This is a genomic window from Nostoc sp., from assembly GCF_036918015.1.
Classification (GTDB): Bacteria; Cyanobacteriota; Cyanobacteriia; order Cyanobacteriales; family Nostocaceae; genus Nostoc.
The window spans coordinates 149,557-165,621 of sequence record NZ_JBALEO010000085.1; the positions used below are offsets into that span (position 1 = coordinate 149,557).

At 43.7% G+C, this 16,065-nt stretch carries 15 protein-coding genes and 1 pseudogene; 4 read left to right on the forward strand and 12 right to left on the reverse strand.

Annotated features, from left to right (window positions below; all coding sequences use genetic code 11):
• The first annotated feature begins 1 nt into the window (after window position 1).
• On the forward strand, window positions 2–391 hold the full coding sequence (locus V7K61_RS26120) for a DUF1634 domain-containing protein (protein ID WP_335057889.1): 390 nt from the start codon (window positions 2–4) through the stop codon (window positions 389–391).
• A 46-nt stretch (window positions 392–437) separates the two neighbouring features.
• Here the strand turns inward: V7K61_RS26120 and V7K61_RS26125 are convergent, their stop codons facing one another.
• The gene (locus V7K61_RS26125) at window positions 438–2,411 is read right to left on the reverse strand and encodes a hybrid sensor histidine kinase/response regulator (protein WP_335057891.1); all 1,974 of its coding nucleotides are present in this window, start codon (window positions 2,409–2,411) and stop codon (window positions 438–440) included.
• A gap of 10 nt (window positions 2,412–2,421) precedes the next feature.
• Window positions 2,422–4,554 (reverse strand): ATP-binding protein, encoded by a 2,133-nt coding sequence (locus V7K61_RS26130; protein WP_335057893.1) that lies wholly within the window; start codon window positions 4,552–4,554, stop codon window positions 2,422–2,424.
• Window positions 4,555–4,815: 261 nt separating this feature from the next.
• On the opposite strand from V7K61_RS26130, the pseudogene V7K61_RS26135 reads away from it, so the two are divergent.
• Window positions 4,816–5,130, forward strand: a pseudogene (locus V7K61_RS26135) (four helix bundle protein); the annotation flags it as partial.
• Between the two features lie 135 nt (window positions 5,131–5,265).
• Here V7K61_RS26135 and V7K61_RS26140 read toward each other — a convergent pair.
• From V7K61_RS26140 to V7K61_RS26160, 5 genes are all read right to left on the reverse strand, one after another.
• On the reverse strand, window positions 5,266–6,273 hold the full coding sequence (locus tag V7K61_RS26140; RefSeq protein WP_335057895.1) for an ATP-binding SpoIIE family protein phosphatase: 1,008 nt from the start codon (window positions 6,271–6,273) through the stop codon (window positions 5,266–5,268).
• The gene (locus V7K61_RS26145) at window positions 6,274–6,672 is read right to left on the reverse strand and encodes an anti-sigma regulatory factor (RefSeq protein WP_335057897.1); all 399 of its coding nucleotides are present in this window, start codon (window positions 6,670–6,672) and stop codon (window positions 6,274–6,276) included.
• Window positions 6,659–7,072, reverse strand: a complete 414-nt coding sequence (locus tag V7K61_RS26150) for an STAS domain-containing protein (protein WP_335057899.1) — start codon at window positions 7,070–7,072, stop codon at window positions 6,659–6,661. Before V7K61_RS26150 ends, V7K61_RS26145 begins: the two co-directional genes overlap by 14 nt.
• A 13-nt stretch (window positions 7,073–7,085) precedes the next feature.
• The gene (locus V7K61_RS26155) at window positions 7,086–7,964 is read right to left on the reverse strand and encodes an STAS domain-containing protein (protein ID WP_335057901.1); all 879 of its coding nucleotides are present in this window, start codon (window positions 7,962–7,964) and stop codon (window positions 7,086–7,088) included.
• Window positions 7,965–8,502: 538 nt separating this feature from the next.
• The gene (locus V7K61_RS26160; RefSeq protein ID WP_335057903.1) at window positions 8,503–8,940 is read right to left on the reverse strand and encodes a YidH family protein; all 438 of its coding nucleotides are present in this window, start codon (window positions 8,938–8,940) and stop codon (window positions 8,503–8,505) included.
• Window positions 8,941–9,068: 128 nt separating this feature from the next.
• Here V7K61_RS26160 and V7K61_RS26165 point away from each other — a divergent pair, with 128 nt between their 5' ends.
• A complete protein-coding gene (locus V7K61_RS26165) occupies window positions 9,069–10,517 on the forward strand; it encodes a hypothetical protein (RefSeq protein WP_335057904.1) in 1,449 nt (482 codons plus the stop codon).
• 95 nt (window positions 10,518–10,612) lie between these two features.
• A complete protein-coding gene (msrA, locus tag V7K61_RS26170; protein ID WP_335057906.1) occupies window positions 10,613–11,278 on the forward strand; it encodes a peptide-methionine (S)-S-oxide reductase MsrA in 666 nt (221 codons plus the stop codon).
• A 216-nt stretch (window positions 11,279–11,494) separates the two neighbouring features.
• Here msrA and V7K61_RS26175 read toward each other — a convergent pair whose 3' ends face one another.
• The 5 genes from V7K61_RS26175 to V7K61_RS26195 all read right to left on the reverse strand — a co-directional run bounded on the left by V7K61_RS26175 (window position 11,495) and on the right by V7K61_RS26195 (window position 16,064).
• Entirely contained in the window at window positions 11,495–12,121 is a 627-nt protein-coding gene (locus V7K61_RS26175) for a type I restriction enzyme HsdR N-terminal domain-containing protein (RefSeq protein ID WP_335057908.1), read from the reverse strand.
• Window positions 12,122–12,185: 64 nt separating this feature from the next.
• On the reverse strand, window positions 12,186–13,379 hold the full coding sequence (locus V7K61_RS26180) for a serine/threonine protein kinase (protein ID WP_335057910.1): 1,194 nt from the start codon (window positions 13,377–13,379) through the stop codon (window positions 12,186–12,188).
• Between the two features lie 307 nt (window positions 13,380–13,686).
• Entirely contained in the window at window positions 13,687–14,748 is a 1,062-nt protein-coding gene (rfbB, locus tag V7K61_RS26185) for a dTDP-glucose 4,6-dehydratase (RefSeq protein WP_335057912.1), read from the reverse strand.
• A gap of 52 nt (window positions 14,749–14,800) precedes the next feature.
• Window positions 14,801–15,796, reverse strand: coding sequence for a glycosyltransferase (locus tag V7K61_RS26190; RefSeq protein ID WP_335057914.1), 996 nt, complete (start codon window positions 15,794–15,796; stop codon window positions 14,801–14,803).
• Between the two features lie 31 nt (window positions 15,797–15,827).
• The gene (locus tag V7K61_RS26195; protein WP_335057915.1) at window positions 15,828–16,064 is read right to left on the reverse strand and encodes a hypothetical protein; all 237 of its coding nucleotides are present in this window, start codon (window positions 16,062–16,064) and stop codon (window positions 15,828–15,830) included.
• Window position 16,065: the final 1 nt, after the last annotated feature.

Genomic DNA, 16,065 nt, shown 5'->3' on the forward strand with positions numbered 1-16,065 from the left:
AATGGCGAAAAGCAGGCGTAATAAATCTGAGCAGCGCTTTGAGCAATTTCTCGGCAACCTGTTAAGAATTGGGGTCATTCTTGCCACCACTTTAGTTTTGCTGGGGGGAATTTTGTATTTAATTCGCCACGGAAATGAGGCTCCCAATTATCAGTTTTTTCGGGGAGAATTACCAGAGTTTCGTAGTCCATCAGGGGTAGTGATATCTGTTGAATCTGGTCGTCGCCGTGGCATTATTCAACTTGGCCTGTTGGTATTGATTGCTACTCCAGTTGTGAGAGTAGCCTGTTCGCTATTAGCATACTTGCAACAACGAGATTTTACCTATATTATTGTGACTCTAATTGTACTGTTTGGATTGTTATACAGTCTGATTGGCGGATATTTATAAATTGATCCAGTTTCAGTTAGCGCCGAAAACCTTAAAATTCAGGTTGCTATACCGTTACTATCGTCAAAATAGCCTGTATTAATACTTCTAGCTCAATTGGTTTAGAAATATGATGTTGAAATCCGGCGGCTAGTGCTTGTTGTCGATCGATTTCTCCCGCATAGGCAGTCAGGGCGATCGCTGGAATTTCTCCACCTTGTTCGGGTGACTGGTTTCTAATTTGACGAATTAGGGTGTAGCCATCCATATCGGGCATACCAATATCACTAATTAACAAATCAAATTTTGTTTGCATCAAATTGTTCAGAGCATTATATGCTGAGTCTGCTTCAGTCACTTGTGCCCCGTATTGTTGTAGCACGAAGGCAATGAACTCCCGCGAATCTCTGTCGTCGTCTACAAGCAGCGTTTGCAATCCATTGAGATTTAAATCTGAGCGATCGCCATCGGCTGTATTAACTTGATTCAATGTTGAAGCAGCGATCAGTGGAAGTTTAACTTTAAATACTGCTCCTTGCCCTTCTCCAGGACTGTCTGCTTGAACAGTTCCGCCGTGCAATTCAACCAAATGACGCACGATCGCTAACCCTAACCCCAACCCGCCAAATTTTCGCGTCGTTGTCCCATCGGCTTGGCGGAAGTAGTCAAAGACGTAGGGCAGAAACTCATCAGAGATGCCCCTACCAGTGTCGCTGACAGTGATTTGGGTATATTCCGCAGTATGAGTATCTACTTCATCCTCGATTGTTTCCAACCGCACCTCTACTCGACCACCGGGTGAGGTAAATTTAATCGCGTTAGAAAGTAGATTCCAAATAACTTGTTGCAAACGACCAGAATCACCTAACACTGGCCCAACATTCGGTTCAAATATTGCTTGAATCTGAATAGATTTAGCTTCAGCAGCCAGCCGCACGGTTTCAAGGGCAGCTTTGATGGTATAAGTTAGACCGACTGGAACTGTGTTTAAAGCCAACTTCCCTTGGAGAATACGCGACACATCGAGCAAATCTTCGATTAGTTGTGCTTGCAGTTTCGCGTTGCGCTCAATCGTTTCGAGGGCGTACTGAGTTTTGGCTGCATCCTGATGACTCTTTTGGAGAATTCTTGCCCAACCCAGAATTGGATTTAGGGGCGATCGCAATTCATGAGACAGCACTGCCAAAAACTCATCTTTGATGCGGTTGGCTTGCTGCGCTTGTTCAGTTTGTTGCTGCAAAGAAATCATTAGTTGATTGAGGCGATCGTTTTGCTCTTGCAGCAAAGCTTCCGATCGTTTACGTTCGGTGACATCAGACAGGATGAAAACGGCACCTGTGAGAGTCCCATCCCCATCAATTACTGGGTCGATGGTTTTGGCAAACCAGCGTTCTTGGGACTGAAATTCGAGAATTTGCCGTTGGTGAGTTTCTTTCGCACGGCGAAAACAAGTGCCATCGCCGATTCCCAATTTTGCGCCCATCAGTTCATGGTGAGCATAACCTAAGATTTCGTCGGAGGGCTTGCAAAAAAGCTGCATCATCGCTCGATTACAGCGCATAATTCTACCTTCTCGATCAACCAGAGAAACGCCGTCGTTCATCGAGTCAAAGGTGGTTTGCCACTCCCGCGCTGAGGACAAAGCAGCTTCCTCCGCCCGGCGAATTCGCAGCAGCGATCGCACGGTGGCAAGCAGTTCAATTGGTTCAACAGGTTGCACCAGATAAGCATCAGCACCACTATCCAAGCCCTCCGCTTTATCCTGGCTTTGGACAAAACTTGCAGAAAGTTGTAGCACGGGAATAAAAGTCGTTTCCGGGTTTGCCTTAATTTGACGACAGACTTCAAAGCCACTGATATCTGGTAATTGGACATCTAAAATTACTAAGTCAGGCTGAAAGTTAGCAACGGCTTCTAATCCTGTTGCTCCAGTTGCCGCTTCCACGACACTAAAGCCTGCATTTTGCAAAATCCGGTTAACAACGTAGCGATTGGCTTCGTTGTCGTCAACATGCAGGATTGTAACCCGTGGCTCAGACATGACTTTTCCTTTAAACTTCTAGAACAAGTCCGGCTTTGACAAGCGCATCTTGAAGTTGAACAATCGCCGTGGTTTGAGAGCCTGTTTCTTTGGAAACAATGGCAATGCTTTGTTTCGCTAACTGGCTTTGCGCTTCTGCATCCAGTTGGGCAGATGAGTGAATAATCACCGGAATCGACTGAGTGACGGAATTGTTCTTCAGCTGCTTGAGTACATCAAATCCGCCGATCTCTGGCATCTCCAAGTCCAGTACGATCGCGTTTGGCTGCTCCCGTTGTGCCAAATTTAATCCTTCTTGTCCGTTTGCGGCTTCTAAAATACTCAATGGTGTATTTATTAACAACTGTTTCACAAGATACCGATAGGCAGGGTCATCGTCAATTAACAAGATTTTTTGAGGCTTGTTCTCAGTAATTAGCCTATTAAGTTTGTTCAACAGCGGCAATCTGTCTACCGGCTTAATTAGAAAACCGTCTGCTCCTAACGCCAGAGCTTGTTTTTCGTTATCAACGATGGTAATAACGAGTACAGGGATAGTGCGGGTTGTTTCATCCCCTTTGATTTCTCGCAAGAACGTCCAGCCGTTTTGCCCCTCCAGCAGAATATCTAGCATAATCGCCGCCGGTCGAAGTTTTTGTAAGGCCAGCCTTGCCTGAGCTAAGGTACGGGTAGCAATCAATTGATAGATTGATTCCTGAAGGTGCTTTTCGTAAATAAAGAGGGTTTCTGGATGATCTTCAACCACCAGAATGGGCAGGCGAGTTGGCTCAACTGATGCGATTGGTTGCAGTCCGGTGGGAAATTCGCTGGCATTTGGGTAGACGATGGGAATCAAGGCTATAAAGGTAGAGCCTTCACCCAGCTGACTTTTCACCGAAATGCTGCCGCCGAGTAGCTCCGCTAGCTTGCGCGATAACGGCAATCCTAACCCGGTTCCCTTCACCTGCTTTTGCAGAGGGGACTCAATTTGCATAAAATCCTCAAAAATCCGCTCGCGATCGGCGGGAGCAATGCCGATACCTGTATCAGATACAGAGAAGGTGATGTTATGACCCGTTTGCACAGCGCTGACACGCACCTCTCCCTGCTCGGTAAATTTGAGGGCATTTGAGACAAAGTTTCGCAGAATTTGAGCGACTTTGCCCTCATCGTTATAGAGCGGCGGAATACCTTCAGGTTCCTCGACAATCAGCGTCACAGAGGAGCCTTGAACCAATAATGGGCGTAGCATCCCCCGCAGCGTGCCAAACAAATCACTCACTTCAAAGGAACTGGGATGCACTTCAATTTTTCCAGCTTCCACCTTTGCCAAATCCAGCAAGTCGTTAACCAATTCTGATAATCCACTCGCTGCCTTTTGGATGAATGTCACCTGCTTTTCTTGCTCGATGGTCAAATCGCCATCCATCCGTGCTAGCAGCATCCGAGAGAGGGACAAAATCGAGTTGAGGGGTGTACGAAACTCGTGGCTCATGTTCGAGAGAAAGCGGGTTTTTAGCTCGTTTACCTGTTGCAGAGAACTGGCTTTCTCATCCAGTTCTGCATAGAGAGCAACTACACCGCGATTGGTATCTTCCAATTCCTGATTGAGTTGGCTCAGTTCTTCCTCGCGCTTCCGTAGCTCTGCCATAGCCCGGAGTAATTCCTGGTTTTGCTGCTGAATTTCTTGATAGGGATTTTCAGGCGATCGCCCAATTACGGTTTCTCGAATCAGCTGCAATTGCAAATCGGTAAAATTAGGTGTGCGCTTCGACAACCTTTTGCCGATTGTTACCGTTGTTCCTTGCTCCGGCAGAGATTCAATCTCAAAGAAATCCATCAATCTCCGAGTACCCACGATGCCTAACCCTGCTCCCGTATCAGAGGTGTAGCGTCCTGCCAAAACATCAGCTAAATCAGGAATGCCCCCACCCCGATCTTGAATCCGAATCAGAAACGCTTGCGGCTCTCCCGCCACAGAAAATTCAACCGTTCCACCTTGGGCATATTGAAAGGCGTTGCGGGCAATTTCGGAAACTGCCGTTGCCAATCGCGCCCGATCTTGAGCATCAAAGCCCAACTGCTCGGCGATCTCACGAGTTCGTTGCCGAGCTTGCACAACATCCTCTTCGTACTGAATGGCGATCGTGAAAACAATTGTCAAGTCGCTTCACTCCATGAGTAATGAGTAATGAGTAATGAGTAATGAGTAATGAGTAAATACCCATTACTTATAAAGTAAATTTTCAGGGGTTAAAAATTCATGCACAATCCAAGGCTTGAGTAAAATTTGCAGTGGAAAAAGTTATTTTTCGCGTTTTGTGAGTAATAAGTAATGAGTGAATACCCATTACTTATAAAGTAAAATTGAACTACCACATTCTTTTTTACTCGTGATTAATTATAACGCAAATATCAGTATTCAAGAAAAAACAGAAATTTTGCAATAAGAGTTATCAAAGCTTATTCTGAGCTAAATAAAAGACCTTTTGACGACGCTGGTAAAATCTTGTCTAAACAATTTTTAAGAAGCGGGACATCAATAGGTGCAAACTGTTCAGAAGCTAAATATGCACAATCAAATAAAGACTTTATCAATAAGTATTCTATAGCCTTAAAGGAAGCCAATGAAACCCTTTATTGGATAAAAATAATGATAAAGTCGGAGTTGGTGTCAAAATCAAAATTTCAAAATCTGATAGAAGAGAATGAAAGAATTATTAAGATATTAACAACTTAAATCAACAAATTGAAAGAAAAATAAAAAATAATCCACTCATTACTCATTACTCATTACTCATTACTCATTACTCATTACTCATTACTCATTACTCATTACTCATTAAATTTGGTTCACCAATGATGACACCCTGCCTTAACTGCCCATTCCTTTCGCAACTAACACTGTTACATCGTCCCGCTCTCGGTTAAAGTCTCGGTATAGCACCCCTGCAATCAGGCTGGGATGTTTTTGCATCAAGCCGGGATAGCGATCGATCTGCCACTTAGCGCTTAATCCGTCAGAATGCATAATTAAAATTCCGTTGGCATACCAGGGATAGCTAAACTCTTGAATTTTGCGGATTTCATGTCCGACCGTGCCATTGTGAGATAGCAGATGGCGATGCTCAGTAAAGGAGAAAATGCTAGCAGCGATATTGCCAATTCCAGCAAAGCGGACAGACTGTTGTTCAAAGTCGATTTCGGCAATGGCGAGTGCTGCGCCTCGCGTACTTCGCAAGGCCGCGTGGGCAGCTTCGACGATCGCCCCCGGAGAACGATGAAGATTTTCTTGAAACATTCTCACAGCTGCTTCTGATGCTGACGCAGCCGCAGGCCCATGCCCTAAACCATCGGCTACTAACAACAGACTACGACAACTATCGACTTCCGATGCCCAGGTATCTCCTGAAACCTCTTCTCCTCGTATGGGCAAACAGATCGCTCCAATTTCTAAAATCTTCTCAGGTTGATGGGGTGCTGAGTCTAGCCAGATATGGGCGAGAAGGGCTGTACCTTGGTTGGGAACGGAGTAAATTTCCAATAAACCAGAAAGGCGAAGAATTGCACCCATACCATTGCCCAAGGTTCCGGCTGTGGAAAAGCCATCTTGCAAACACTCATCCACATCAACCATTCCCCGTCCTTTATCTAGCGATAAGATTTCAATGCCAATTCTAGAATCTTCCTTGAGCGATCGCAGCAGCACTACTCCGCCGTGGGCGTGCTGTACCAAATTGTTCGCAATTTCTGTCACCACAATCCCAACCTTGCCCCGTTCTGTTTCCTGAAAACCCAGCCGAGTTGCTAAACCCATCGCTACCCGTCTGGCTTCCCCAGTCTGGCTAGATTCAGTAATTGTCACGGCGACAGATTCTCTCATTTATTTCCATCGTACAATTATTATCCGTGTCCCTTCTCCCACCGCAGACTGAATCTCAAACTCGTTAGCAAGTCGTTTAGCACCACCCAGCCCCATACCTAAGCCGTTGCCCGTGGTGAACCCATCCTTTAGGGCCAGATCGATATCGGGAATACCCGGCCCCCGATCTTCAAAGGTCAGCCGGAGTCCTCGTCGTCGCCCTTCCTGAAGGGTTTCTAGCTTAACAGTGCCGCCTCCTCCGTAGTCTAGGGTATTGCGGGCTAACTCACTGGCGGCGGTGATAATTTTAGTTTGGTCTACTAAGCCAAAGCCAATTTCCACGGCTAGCTGGCGCACGGACTGCCTGACTAAAACTACATCTGTAGAAGATTGAATATCAATCGTTTCAGTCTTCTGCATCGTCATCTGCACGCCATTTAGTAGCAGTAATTTGATTTGTGGTTTCATTGAATGACGATCGCAACAATGCCATACCTTTTTCGACGTTTAGGGCAGTGCGAATTCCCGTCAGAGACATCCCCAATTCCACTAAGGTGATTGCCACAGCAGGCTGCATCCCGACGACAACTGTCTCAGTATCCAGCACCCGTGATATTCTGGCAATGTTGGCTAAAATCCTCCCAATGAAAGAATCAACAATCTCTAATCCCGAAATATCAATCAGGACACCGTGAGGATGAGTTTGAGTGATGCGGTTGGTCAGGTCTTCTTGTAGCGTCATGGCGAGGCGATCGTGCATATCTACTTGGATTGTCACAAGTAGAAAATTGCCCATTTGGAGTATAGGAATTCTTTCCATTGCTTTCTTCCAGCTATTTGGATTGAGAGCGGTTAATGGTCGTTCCCAACCGTTTTAGCGCCGTCAAAAAGGCATCGGCTAAAGTTGCTTTTGTGACTACATTGGTCAAATCAATGCCGAGATAGACGATTGTTTGGGCAATTTGAGGACGAATGCCACTGATCATACAATCAGCTCCCATGAGACGGGCGGCAGTAATAGTCTTGAGCAGATGTTGAGCAGTCAGGGTATCGACAGTGGGAACCCCGGTAATGTCAATAATGGCAACTTCTGAACCAGTTTCGACAATCTTCTGCAATAACGACTCCATCATCATTTGAGTCCGGGTACTATCCAGAGTACCGATTATCGGCAATGCCAAAATTCCCTCCCAGAGTTTAACTACTGGGGTAGACAGTTCCATCAACTCTTCCTGCTGCCGCAAAATTACCTCTTCTCGCGTCTTTTGATACACTTCAATTGTCAGCAATCCTAGCTGATCCAGTAAGTTTGTGGCTAACCAGATATTTTCACCCAACTCAATGGGGTCTTTCAATTGGTGACGCATTCGGTTGAAGAGGGGTTGCTTGAACGAAAAGACGAATGTAGCTATTTCTGAGGGTGTGAAGCCATTTTGCGATCGCGATCGAGAAATGCTGTTGAGCATCTCCCGCATTTCCTGCCACTGCGCTGCCTGAATATTGGTAAAGTTGCCCCGCCCAACAGCAATCCGAAACAAACTAAGGAATTCCCGGCACTCCTCCTTTAGCTGTGCTTCTTTAATCAAGCCTCTCCGAATATTCACAGTGGCTAGTTCTTGAGTCCACTCCGACAGCAAGTCTGCCTCGAAGGTTTCTAATATCTCTGATATCTTACTTTCGCTCATCGTTTCTGTAAGGGCAACCGCTTTCATTAGTTCAAAATCAGTGTATGACGATTCAGCCCTAGCTGAAAACGACGATTACAAAAAGTCTAAAAGCTTGCTAGATATCAAGTGCGATAAATCCAAGGGGTGTGGGAGGTGTGGGAGGTGTGGGAGGTGTGGGAAGAAGTCTTACCCCCCCACACTCCGCATACTCCGCACACTCCCCCATTGGTGTCAACTTAACGTGAAACCGCTCGTCCGCCGGGAATTGAAATTCCCGTCTCATAGCTAAAGTCATCTGAAGATGACTAAATATTGCCAAAAATCTCCAGTCTACTGAAGTAGACTTAAGCTAAAAGCCAAAAAAATTTATTTCCGGGCGGGCATGGAAGCCAACAGATAAGTTATTTCCAGCTTAAGTTGACACCTATGCACACTCCCCGCACTCCTCTTCTATGCGTGAGAAATCTGGGCTGGGTTGGGCTACGGCTACCCTAAGATTGATTGAGGATCGGCAAAAAAGTTACAAAAAATGCGTCCGTATAAAAAGTGTATTCTGACTCCTGAATTCTGACTCCTGCTGTATTTAATGCAAATTTCGGGACTGTGGTTGAATCGGAAGCGGAGAACGAGAAGGTACTTTATCGCGCCTTAAGAGTAAAGGAAGACTGAGAAACCCCAAAGTAATTACTACTCCAGTCATGATCCAAACCATTAACCTATTTGGTCTATAGTTCCCTGTTTCAATTTGCCAGAAAACTTGGTTGTATCGCCACGCAGCTAAGGCAATAATCGAAATTCCAAAAATTACCAAAGCAACACCCAAGTTTTCCGAGTTAGATAATGGACTTACCGGAGGTTCTTGTTGAGTAATCGCAATATTCAACTGACGCAGAAATATACCAAATCGGGCAATGGCAAAACCAAAGCCAATCAATGCAATGGAAGTGCGTAGCCAAGCCAGAAATGTCCGTTCGTTGGCTTGATGCTCTCTTTGGCGGTCAATTTTCGGTATTTTATCCATGAGTAGCTTTGAACACCAAGTTCCTCTTGAAAAGTATTCGTAATATTGATGAAGTTTCGTAAAAGTCTAATGCAAAAGTGTCCTTATATTTTGGGAAAACTCATTCTATATCTATAAAAATCTTTACTATGCTTGATGACAACGATTTGGCATTAGCCTCGGCTGTTGACACCTCGGTTGTAGTGCTTGAGGAGCTATCTTTACATCCTCAGCCAGAAGTTCGTGAGGCTGTAGCTAGAAATCCGAATACGCCCACGGAAGTGTTGCTGAAATTAGGTAAGGAGTTTCCAGACGCAATTACGGCGAACCCGATTTTCAATCTTTTGCTGTTGGAAAATCCTGAGAGTCATTTCGTTAGGCTCTCTTTAGCGCGTAGCACAACAACTAGTGAAAGTGCGATCGCTCAGTTATCTAAAATCGAGAATGAGGAAATTCTTTGTGCCGTGGCTAGAAATCCAAAGACACCTCTTCACATCCTGGAACAACTTGTAAGCCCGCCTCTTTATCCCGATCCAGAGTATGCTACTGAATGTGATTTCGATCGCCTCTTTATCGCGATCGCTCAAAATCCGAACACTTCTGAATCGTTATTGCTTCAACTAGCCGAGCGTGGAAGCAGCTATGTCGAAATGGCGATCGCTCAGAACCCCAAAACACCCTTATCCCTGCTAAATAAGTTTGCAGATTGGGAAAATTTTTCGATGCATGAAGCAATTGCTCGAAATCCTCAAGCACCAAGCGCAATGTTGGAAAAACTAGCGGGAGAAAATGAAAAAGAAGTTCGTGATCTGGTCAAGAACAATCCAAATGTTTCAGAAACTGCGATCGCTATCATCAATTTTATTGAGGGAAAACCTGGAACATCCATCGACTTGCTAGAGCGGTTAGCTAGCGATCGACGAGCCTCTGTCCGGCGATTGGTTGCTGCTCATCCCTCAACCCCTGCAAAGGTTTTAGAAAAACTCGCGCAGGATACAGATGAAGATGTGCCCTTCAAAGCCGCAAACAATCCCAATGCAACCTCTACTGTTCTAGAGTTTTTTGCAGAGTCCTTGGTCAAGCAAATTCAACGACTCTCGTCATCAAATGAAATCATGCTTAGACAACGTGCAGTTCAATTGGCGAGAAGTTCTGACATCACGCCAAAAGTGTTAGAAACTCTGTCGCAGATGAAGAATGACTATCATGTATTGGTGCAGATCGCATCCTCTTTGAAAACACCACCCACTATACTGCTTGCAATTATCAACGATCAAGCCTCGGCTCACGTACACATTGAGCTTTTCATAAATCTCGCTGAAAACCCCAATACGCCTTCAGATGGGCTGGAGAAGCTTTATCCAAAAGTAAACCAATCACAGCATGAATGTAAGGGTTCTGCTTTAGACGCTATTGTTACTCATCCAAATACTCCTGTCCATTTGCTAGAACAATTCGCGGTTGATTCTGACCGCTATCTTCGCAGAAAAGTTGCCACAAATGTCAATATACCGATTTCAATTTTGGAGCGGTTAAGCCGTGATTCGGACGACTGGGTTAGTTCTATTGCAAAACAAGCGCTGAAGGCAAGAGCTTGATTTAAGTCCAGGGAGACTCTGAGAAGACCCCAAGCGATCGCCAGAATCTTTACAATAGTAAGTAAGGTAAAGATATATATTCAGAGTCAAAATCAATGGCACTATTCGGATTTGGCAAAAAGTCAGTTATGCCCACACCTGAAGAAGCTTTGTCAGGAAGGGCACAATCTATGTCAGTACCCGCCGCTCATTATGTCAACAAGAATTCCTTAAAACCTCCTTTTCCCGATGGATTAGAAAAGGTAATTTTTGGCTTGGGCTGTTTTTGGGGTGCAGAACGCAAATTCTGGCAACTTAAAGGAGTTTACACCACCGCAGTCGGTTATGCTGCTGGGTTAACACCCAACCCCACTTATGAAGAGGTATGTAGTGGGCGAACCGGTCACAATGAAGTGGTGTTGGTTGTGTTCGATCCCAAAGTGATTAGTTATGCCGAACTGCTCAAAGTCTTTTGGGAAAGCCACAATCCAACCCAAGGGATGCGCCAAGGTAATGATGCTGGCACTCAATACCGTTCGGGAATTTATGTATATTCCGAAAATCAAAAGCAGCTAGCAGAAGCATCGCGTGAAGCTTATCAGCAAGCCCTCAACAGCGCAGGTTATGGCAAGATTACTACAGAAATCTTGGATGCACCTGAGTTCTACTACGCTGAAGCTTACCATCAGCAATACCTGGCTAAAAATCCCAATGGATATTGTGGTTTGGGAGGGACAAACGTATCTTGTCCCGTGGGTGTAGTTGAATCGCAAGTTAGTTGATAGAAATGGAATTGGTAGGGTAGTCAACTTAACCTGAGTTTGACAAACCTCTCCCTGCCTTGAACTAAAGTTCAAGTCTGTCCCTCTCCGACTCGGAGAGGGATATCTTTTGTCTAGTTAAGAATATTTGTAGTATTTGTAGGTTGGGTTTCGCAAAGCCTCCACCCAACCTACAATTTTTTTGCAACATTTTAGCCTTGCCACGCTACTACAAGATTACGAATTACGAATTAAATGAGCGAGGTGCTTTAACACTTTCAGGACAATATATATATCATCACGACTATCTAAAGCAAACAAATCAGATAGAGCATATTGTGGAGTTTCAGTTTTTAGCAGTTTGATAAATCTGAATTCATTACCATTGGTGATAAAGCCAAAAACAGGTTTAGCTGAAGTTGCATCTGCCAACATATAAGCCAATGCTTGTGAAATTGCTGGCACTAACGAATATTCTGCTCGTTTTGCCTCAATAACGATAACCCAAAATGGAGGATGGAACACCAAAATGTCAATACGTCCTCTGATAATCGTGCCTTCGTCTTCAGAAGATATTTTTACCTCTTGTTCTGAGGCAATGTAGAAAGGTGGTTGATAAAAACCTGCTAGACGTAATAGTGGAGATAGCACCACCATTTTGACTACAGGTTCTAAAACAGGATATTTCGATAGATGCAAATATTCTGCCTTGACTTCGTTGAGAGATTCCTTTTCTAAGTCACTCAACTCAGCTAAATCATGCCGCCATTCTAAAAAAAAATCTTCGTCGTCTGCAAGTTGTAGACCAAATTCATCAATCAGTTGGGCTATGGTGATATCTTTTCCTTGAAGAATTTGAACCATTTGTTGAACCCTTATACTTATCTGGCTAAAAAATCTTCGCTTGAGATTTACCCAAAAGACTGCCTTAAAATACAGATTTCAGCAAAGCGATCGCTCGAACCCACATCATAATACTAATAGGCGCTCCAATTAGAATACCAGCGATCGCCCAGCCTCTTTGATGGGCTTTGAATTGTTCAATACTGCGCCACTGCCTACTTTTCCAAGCCCATTCATTGCCTTTTGCACCAACTGCGATCGCCATTATCCACCAAGCATTAGGTACAAAACAGAATAAACCATACCACACTTGATTCGGCCACATCCACAACCAAGGCATCAGAAAAGCACCCCAATTCCAACCGAGAATTTCCTCTGGAACTGTTTCATCTAAATTATTGATCCCGCATCCAGAATTGTTGATTATTTCTTTTAGTGGCAAAAGCTGATTCTTGTTTGCAGATTTGACAGTCAAACCAGATTTAAGAGCATTTATCGCTTGGTTAGCACTAGTAAATCTTTGTTCGGGAGCCGGTTCTATCAACTTTTGTAGCCAACTGACGAAACTAGGACTGAGATTAACTCGGTCTGTAAATTGCAGTCGCAAATCCTGCTGCGGTAAATCAGAGGGGGAAGTTCCAGTGAGCAAATGAATTAAAGTCGCTCCCAGTGCATATAAGTCTGAAGCCGCAACCGCTCGACCACCAAATTGTTCCATTGGGGCATAACCATAAGTACCCACAACGGTAAAAGTAACGCCCTCTCTTGCCGCTTTATCCTGAACTGCGCCAAAATCAACTAAATAAATCCGATTATCTTCGCCCCAGATTAAATTACTTGGTTTAATATCTCTATGCAACACTCCCGGATTCAATTCATGTAGATAGGTGAGAATATTTAAAACCTCAACAGCAATTTTTCTCGCTCGCTTTTCACTAAACCTTTTGCCAACTGCAAGTTTTTCCTTAAGCGACTCACCAGGGATATATTCTTGGATTAAGGCAAACCAGAGTGTGCGATCGTCGATACAAAAATAATCTATATATCGAGGGATGCGGGGATGATTTAACTGTTTAAGAATTTGTGCTTCCCTTTCAAAAAGTTTTAGGTCATCCCACTGCACAGTACCGCCAAAGGCCAAAAGTTTGACCACAACGATAGAATTTTCGCCATCAGAGGCTTGTAAATCCAATGCTTGCCAAGTTTGGCGAATTCCATTGTTACCAAGTTGGCGCTGGATTTGATAACGATCTTGTAATATCTGTTCTGGTTGCAGCATTTTAACACCTGCTGGCAATTTACGTTGATCTGATTCCCTTATATTCAAGGATAGTCATTATCTACAAAAACTGTCGGAGCCAGATAATTTTATTAAAAAAGGAGTATCTCAGCCGTGAGAAAATTTAGAACACTTGATGAATTTGAAGAAAAGTACTTCCGCAAGCACCCGGAAGAAATTGACGATTATTTGACCGAGATATTTCAGGAATATTCACAAGACAACGATTCCGGCGCGTTGTTGGCATCCTTGCGCGTCGTTGCTGCTGTGCGGGAAATTAGTGACACTATTGGGTGCAGAATGTGGGTTACAAATAATTTTTGCGATAGTAAGCTTGATATTCCGCAGATAGCAGAGGTTCCCACCAATCACGATGATTGAGATACCATTCAACTGTTAAACGTAAACCCTCCGCAATTGTTACTGAAGGTGTCCAACCAAGCTGAGTTTTTATTTTGTTTGCATTAATTGCATATCTCCTGTCGTGTCCTTGTCTATCCTTAACAAAAGTAATCAACTGCTTGGCTGGATGTATTGGTAAATCAGGTGCTAATTCATCCATCATTTGACATAAAAGTTGGACGAGGTTAATATTTTCCACCTCATTATTGCCACCAATATTGTATGTTTCTCCTGGTTGACCATGATTGATTACTACATCTAAAGCACGGCAATGATCGCCCACATAAAGCCAATCCCGTACATTTTTACCATCACCATAAACAGGTAATGGTTTCCCGATCAAAGTGTTGATACACATTAGGGGAATTAGTTTTTCAGGAAACTGATAAGGGCCGTAGTTATTAGAGCAATTTGTGATAATGGTTGGCAGTTGATAAGTATGATAATAAGCACGCACTAAATGATCGCTACCCGCTTTGGAAGCTGAATAGGGACTATTGGGAGCGTAAGGTGTCGTTTCACAAAAAGCTGCGTCATCTGCACCCAGACTACCGTAGACTTCATCAGTAGAAACGTGTAGGAAACGAAAATCAGATGGTTGTGCTTTCGCCTCCCAATATTGCCGAAAAGCTTCTAGTAGGGTGAAAGTTCCTACCACATTAGTTTGCACAAAAGCAGCCGGCCCAAGAATCGAACGATCGACATGAGATTCAGCGGCAAAATGGGCGATGGTATCAATATTTTCCGTTGATAATAGGTTGTCTATGGTGGTGCGATCGCAAATATCCCCCTGCACAAACCGAAAATTCTCTCTTCCCTCAACCAGCGCCAAATTCAGGCGATTCCCCGCGTAGGTAAGAGCATCTAACACCACCACGCGATCGCCTGGGTAAACCTGACACCAGTGATGTACAAAATTTGCCCCAATAAACCCCGCACCCCCAGTAACTAATAACCGCCGACTCATTCAATTTCCTCTCTTCTCTCTGTGAACTGTGCGCCTCTGCGGTTTGTTTCCATTACTTAAAATATTTCTTCCTCAGTTTCCCATATATCCTCTGAGAAAGTAATTTCACCATCCGTATTTTCGTCAAACTCTTAATATTAGATGGCTGCTGAATTTTATGATCAAAAAACTCATTCAACTCATCCAGAATAACTTGGAAACGCTGAATAATATTTTCAGTCCGATGTTCAACCAAAAATTCTTCAGATAAGCTAACTGCTCCCGAAGACTCAATTACCTTGAGAATACGTTGGACATCATATTCTTGAGAATATCCAGCAATTTTATAGCAATTAAATCCCGGATCTAAGTAATCAGCCAATCCACCGTTAACACTAGAAAATACTTGACAACCACAGGCAAGAGCTTCCATTGGTTGTAGACCAAATCCTTCACTAACGCGCTGTTGTGCCCAGTACTCAGCAGAATCATAAAGGTAAACCTTAGCTCGGTTGAATAGTCCAGGCAAATCCTCTATGTATGAATCAACAACCAATACTTTACAACGTTTTTGCAACGCTGGAATCAATTCTTTAATTAAATATTCAGAAGACTTCCGAGCTTGAACTAAAACATCAATATCTCGTTCCAGACCTAAATTTTGAAACTCATCAGAAATTTGATTGGGCAAATAATAAATTAGAGAATTGGGTGATTTTTCTCCCCAATATCCCATTGTATAGCGGCTAACAGCCATGATTGGAATACTTGCAGGTAGCCTAAATCGATAACCTGGACTATGTGCATGATAAACGACATTATATTGCTGAAGTTTTGCCACGAGTTGAGGTATATCAAATCCCCAACTGATCACAAAAATTACATCATTTAAATTTTTCTCTTTTAACAAATCATCAATAAAAAGCTTATCTTTTTCCCGTTGACGGTAAGTTACAACTTCAGCGCTACAAAACTGCTGAACCAGATTAAGGGCTTTTAACTCAGCCCAAAGACCACCACAGGCAAATTTGCTATCTGTACCGGGAAGTAAGAAGTAAAGTTTTCTCATAATTTTTAAGGAAATATTTAACCTTGTGTTCCTACATCCAGGGAGTATTATCCATCAAAGTATCTAACATCTTCTGAAAGTTTTGACGGAACACTACGGCTAATAAACCGCAGAAAATTGTAGTTCCTGCCATCACCCACCAAAAGTGAGTGACGTGCCATAAGCCACCGAACAGGGCAAAGATGATTAGTCCAGCGCCAGCGCCCCCTGCAAACAGTAGAGTTGTTTCTTTAGCAGTTTCTTTGAAGGTACGTGGTTTTGATTCCATA

Coding starts and splice junctions, on each gene's coding strand:
- V7K61_RS26160 (WP_335057903.1), bottom strand. CDS start 8,940: ATGGATAAAATACCGAAAATTGACCGCCAAAGAGAGCATCAAGCCAAC.
- V7K61_RS26150 (WP_335057899.1), bottom strand. CDS start 7,072: ATGGAAAGAATTCCTATACTCCAAATGGGCAATTTTCTACTTGTGACA.
- V7K61_RS26175 (WP_335057908.1), bottom strand. CDS start 12,121: ATGGTTCAAATTCTTCAAGGAAAAGATATCACCATAGCCCAACTGATT.
- V7K61_RS26195 (WP_335057915.1), bottom strand. CDS start 16,064: ATGGAATCAAAACCACGTACCTTCAAAGAAACTGCTAAAGAAACAACT.
- V7K61_RS26165 (WP_335057904.1), top strand. CDS start 9,069: ATGCTTGATGACAACGATTTGGCATTAGCCTCGGCTGTTGACACCTCG.
- V7K61_RS26190 (WP_335057914.1), bottom strand. CDS start 15,796: ATGAGAAAACTTTACTTCTTACTTCCCGGTACAGATAGCAAATTTGCC.
- V7K61_RS26155 (WP_335057901.1), bottom strand. CDS start 7,964: ATGAAAGCGGTTGCCCTTACAGAAACGATGAGCGAAAGTAAGATATCA.
- V7K61_RS26120 (WP_335057889.1), top strand. CDS start 2: ATGGCGAAAAGCAGGCGTAATAAATCTGAGCAGCGCTTTGAGCAATTT.
- rfbB (WP_335057912.1), bottom strand. CDS start 14,748: ATGAGTCGGCGGTTATTAGTTACTGGGGGTGCGGGGTTTATTGGGGCA.
- V7K61_RS26180 (WP_335057910.1), bottom strand. CDS start 13,379: ATGCTGCAACCAGAACAGATATTACAAGATCGTTATCAAATCCAGCGC.
- msrA (WP_335057906.1), top strand. CDS start 10,613: ATGGCACTATTCGGATTTGGCAAAAAGTCAGTTATGCCCACACCTGAA.
- V7K61_RS26145 (WP_335057897.1), bottom strand. CDS start 6,672: ATGCAGAAGACTGAAACGATTGATATTCAATCTTCTACAGATGTAGTT.
- V7K61_RS26125 (WP_335057891.1), bottom strand. CDS start 2,411: ATGTCTGAGCCACGGGTTACAATCCTGCATGTTGACGACAACGAAGCC.
- V7K61_RS26140 (WP_335057895.1), bottom strand. CDS start 6,273: ATGAGAGAATCTGTCGCCGTGACAATTACTGAATCTAGCCAGACTGGG.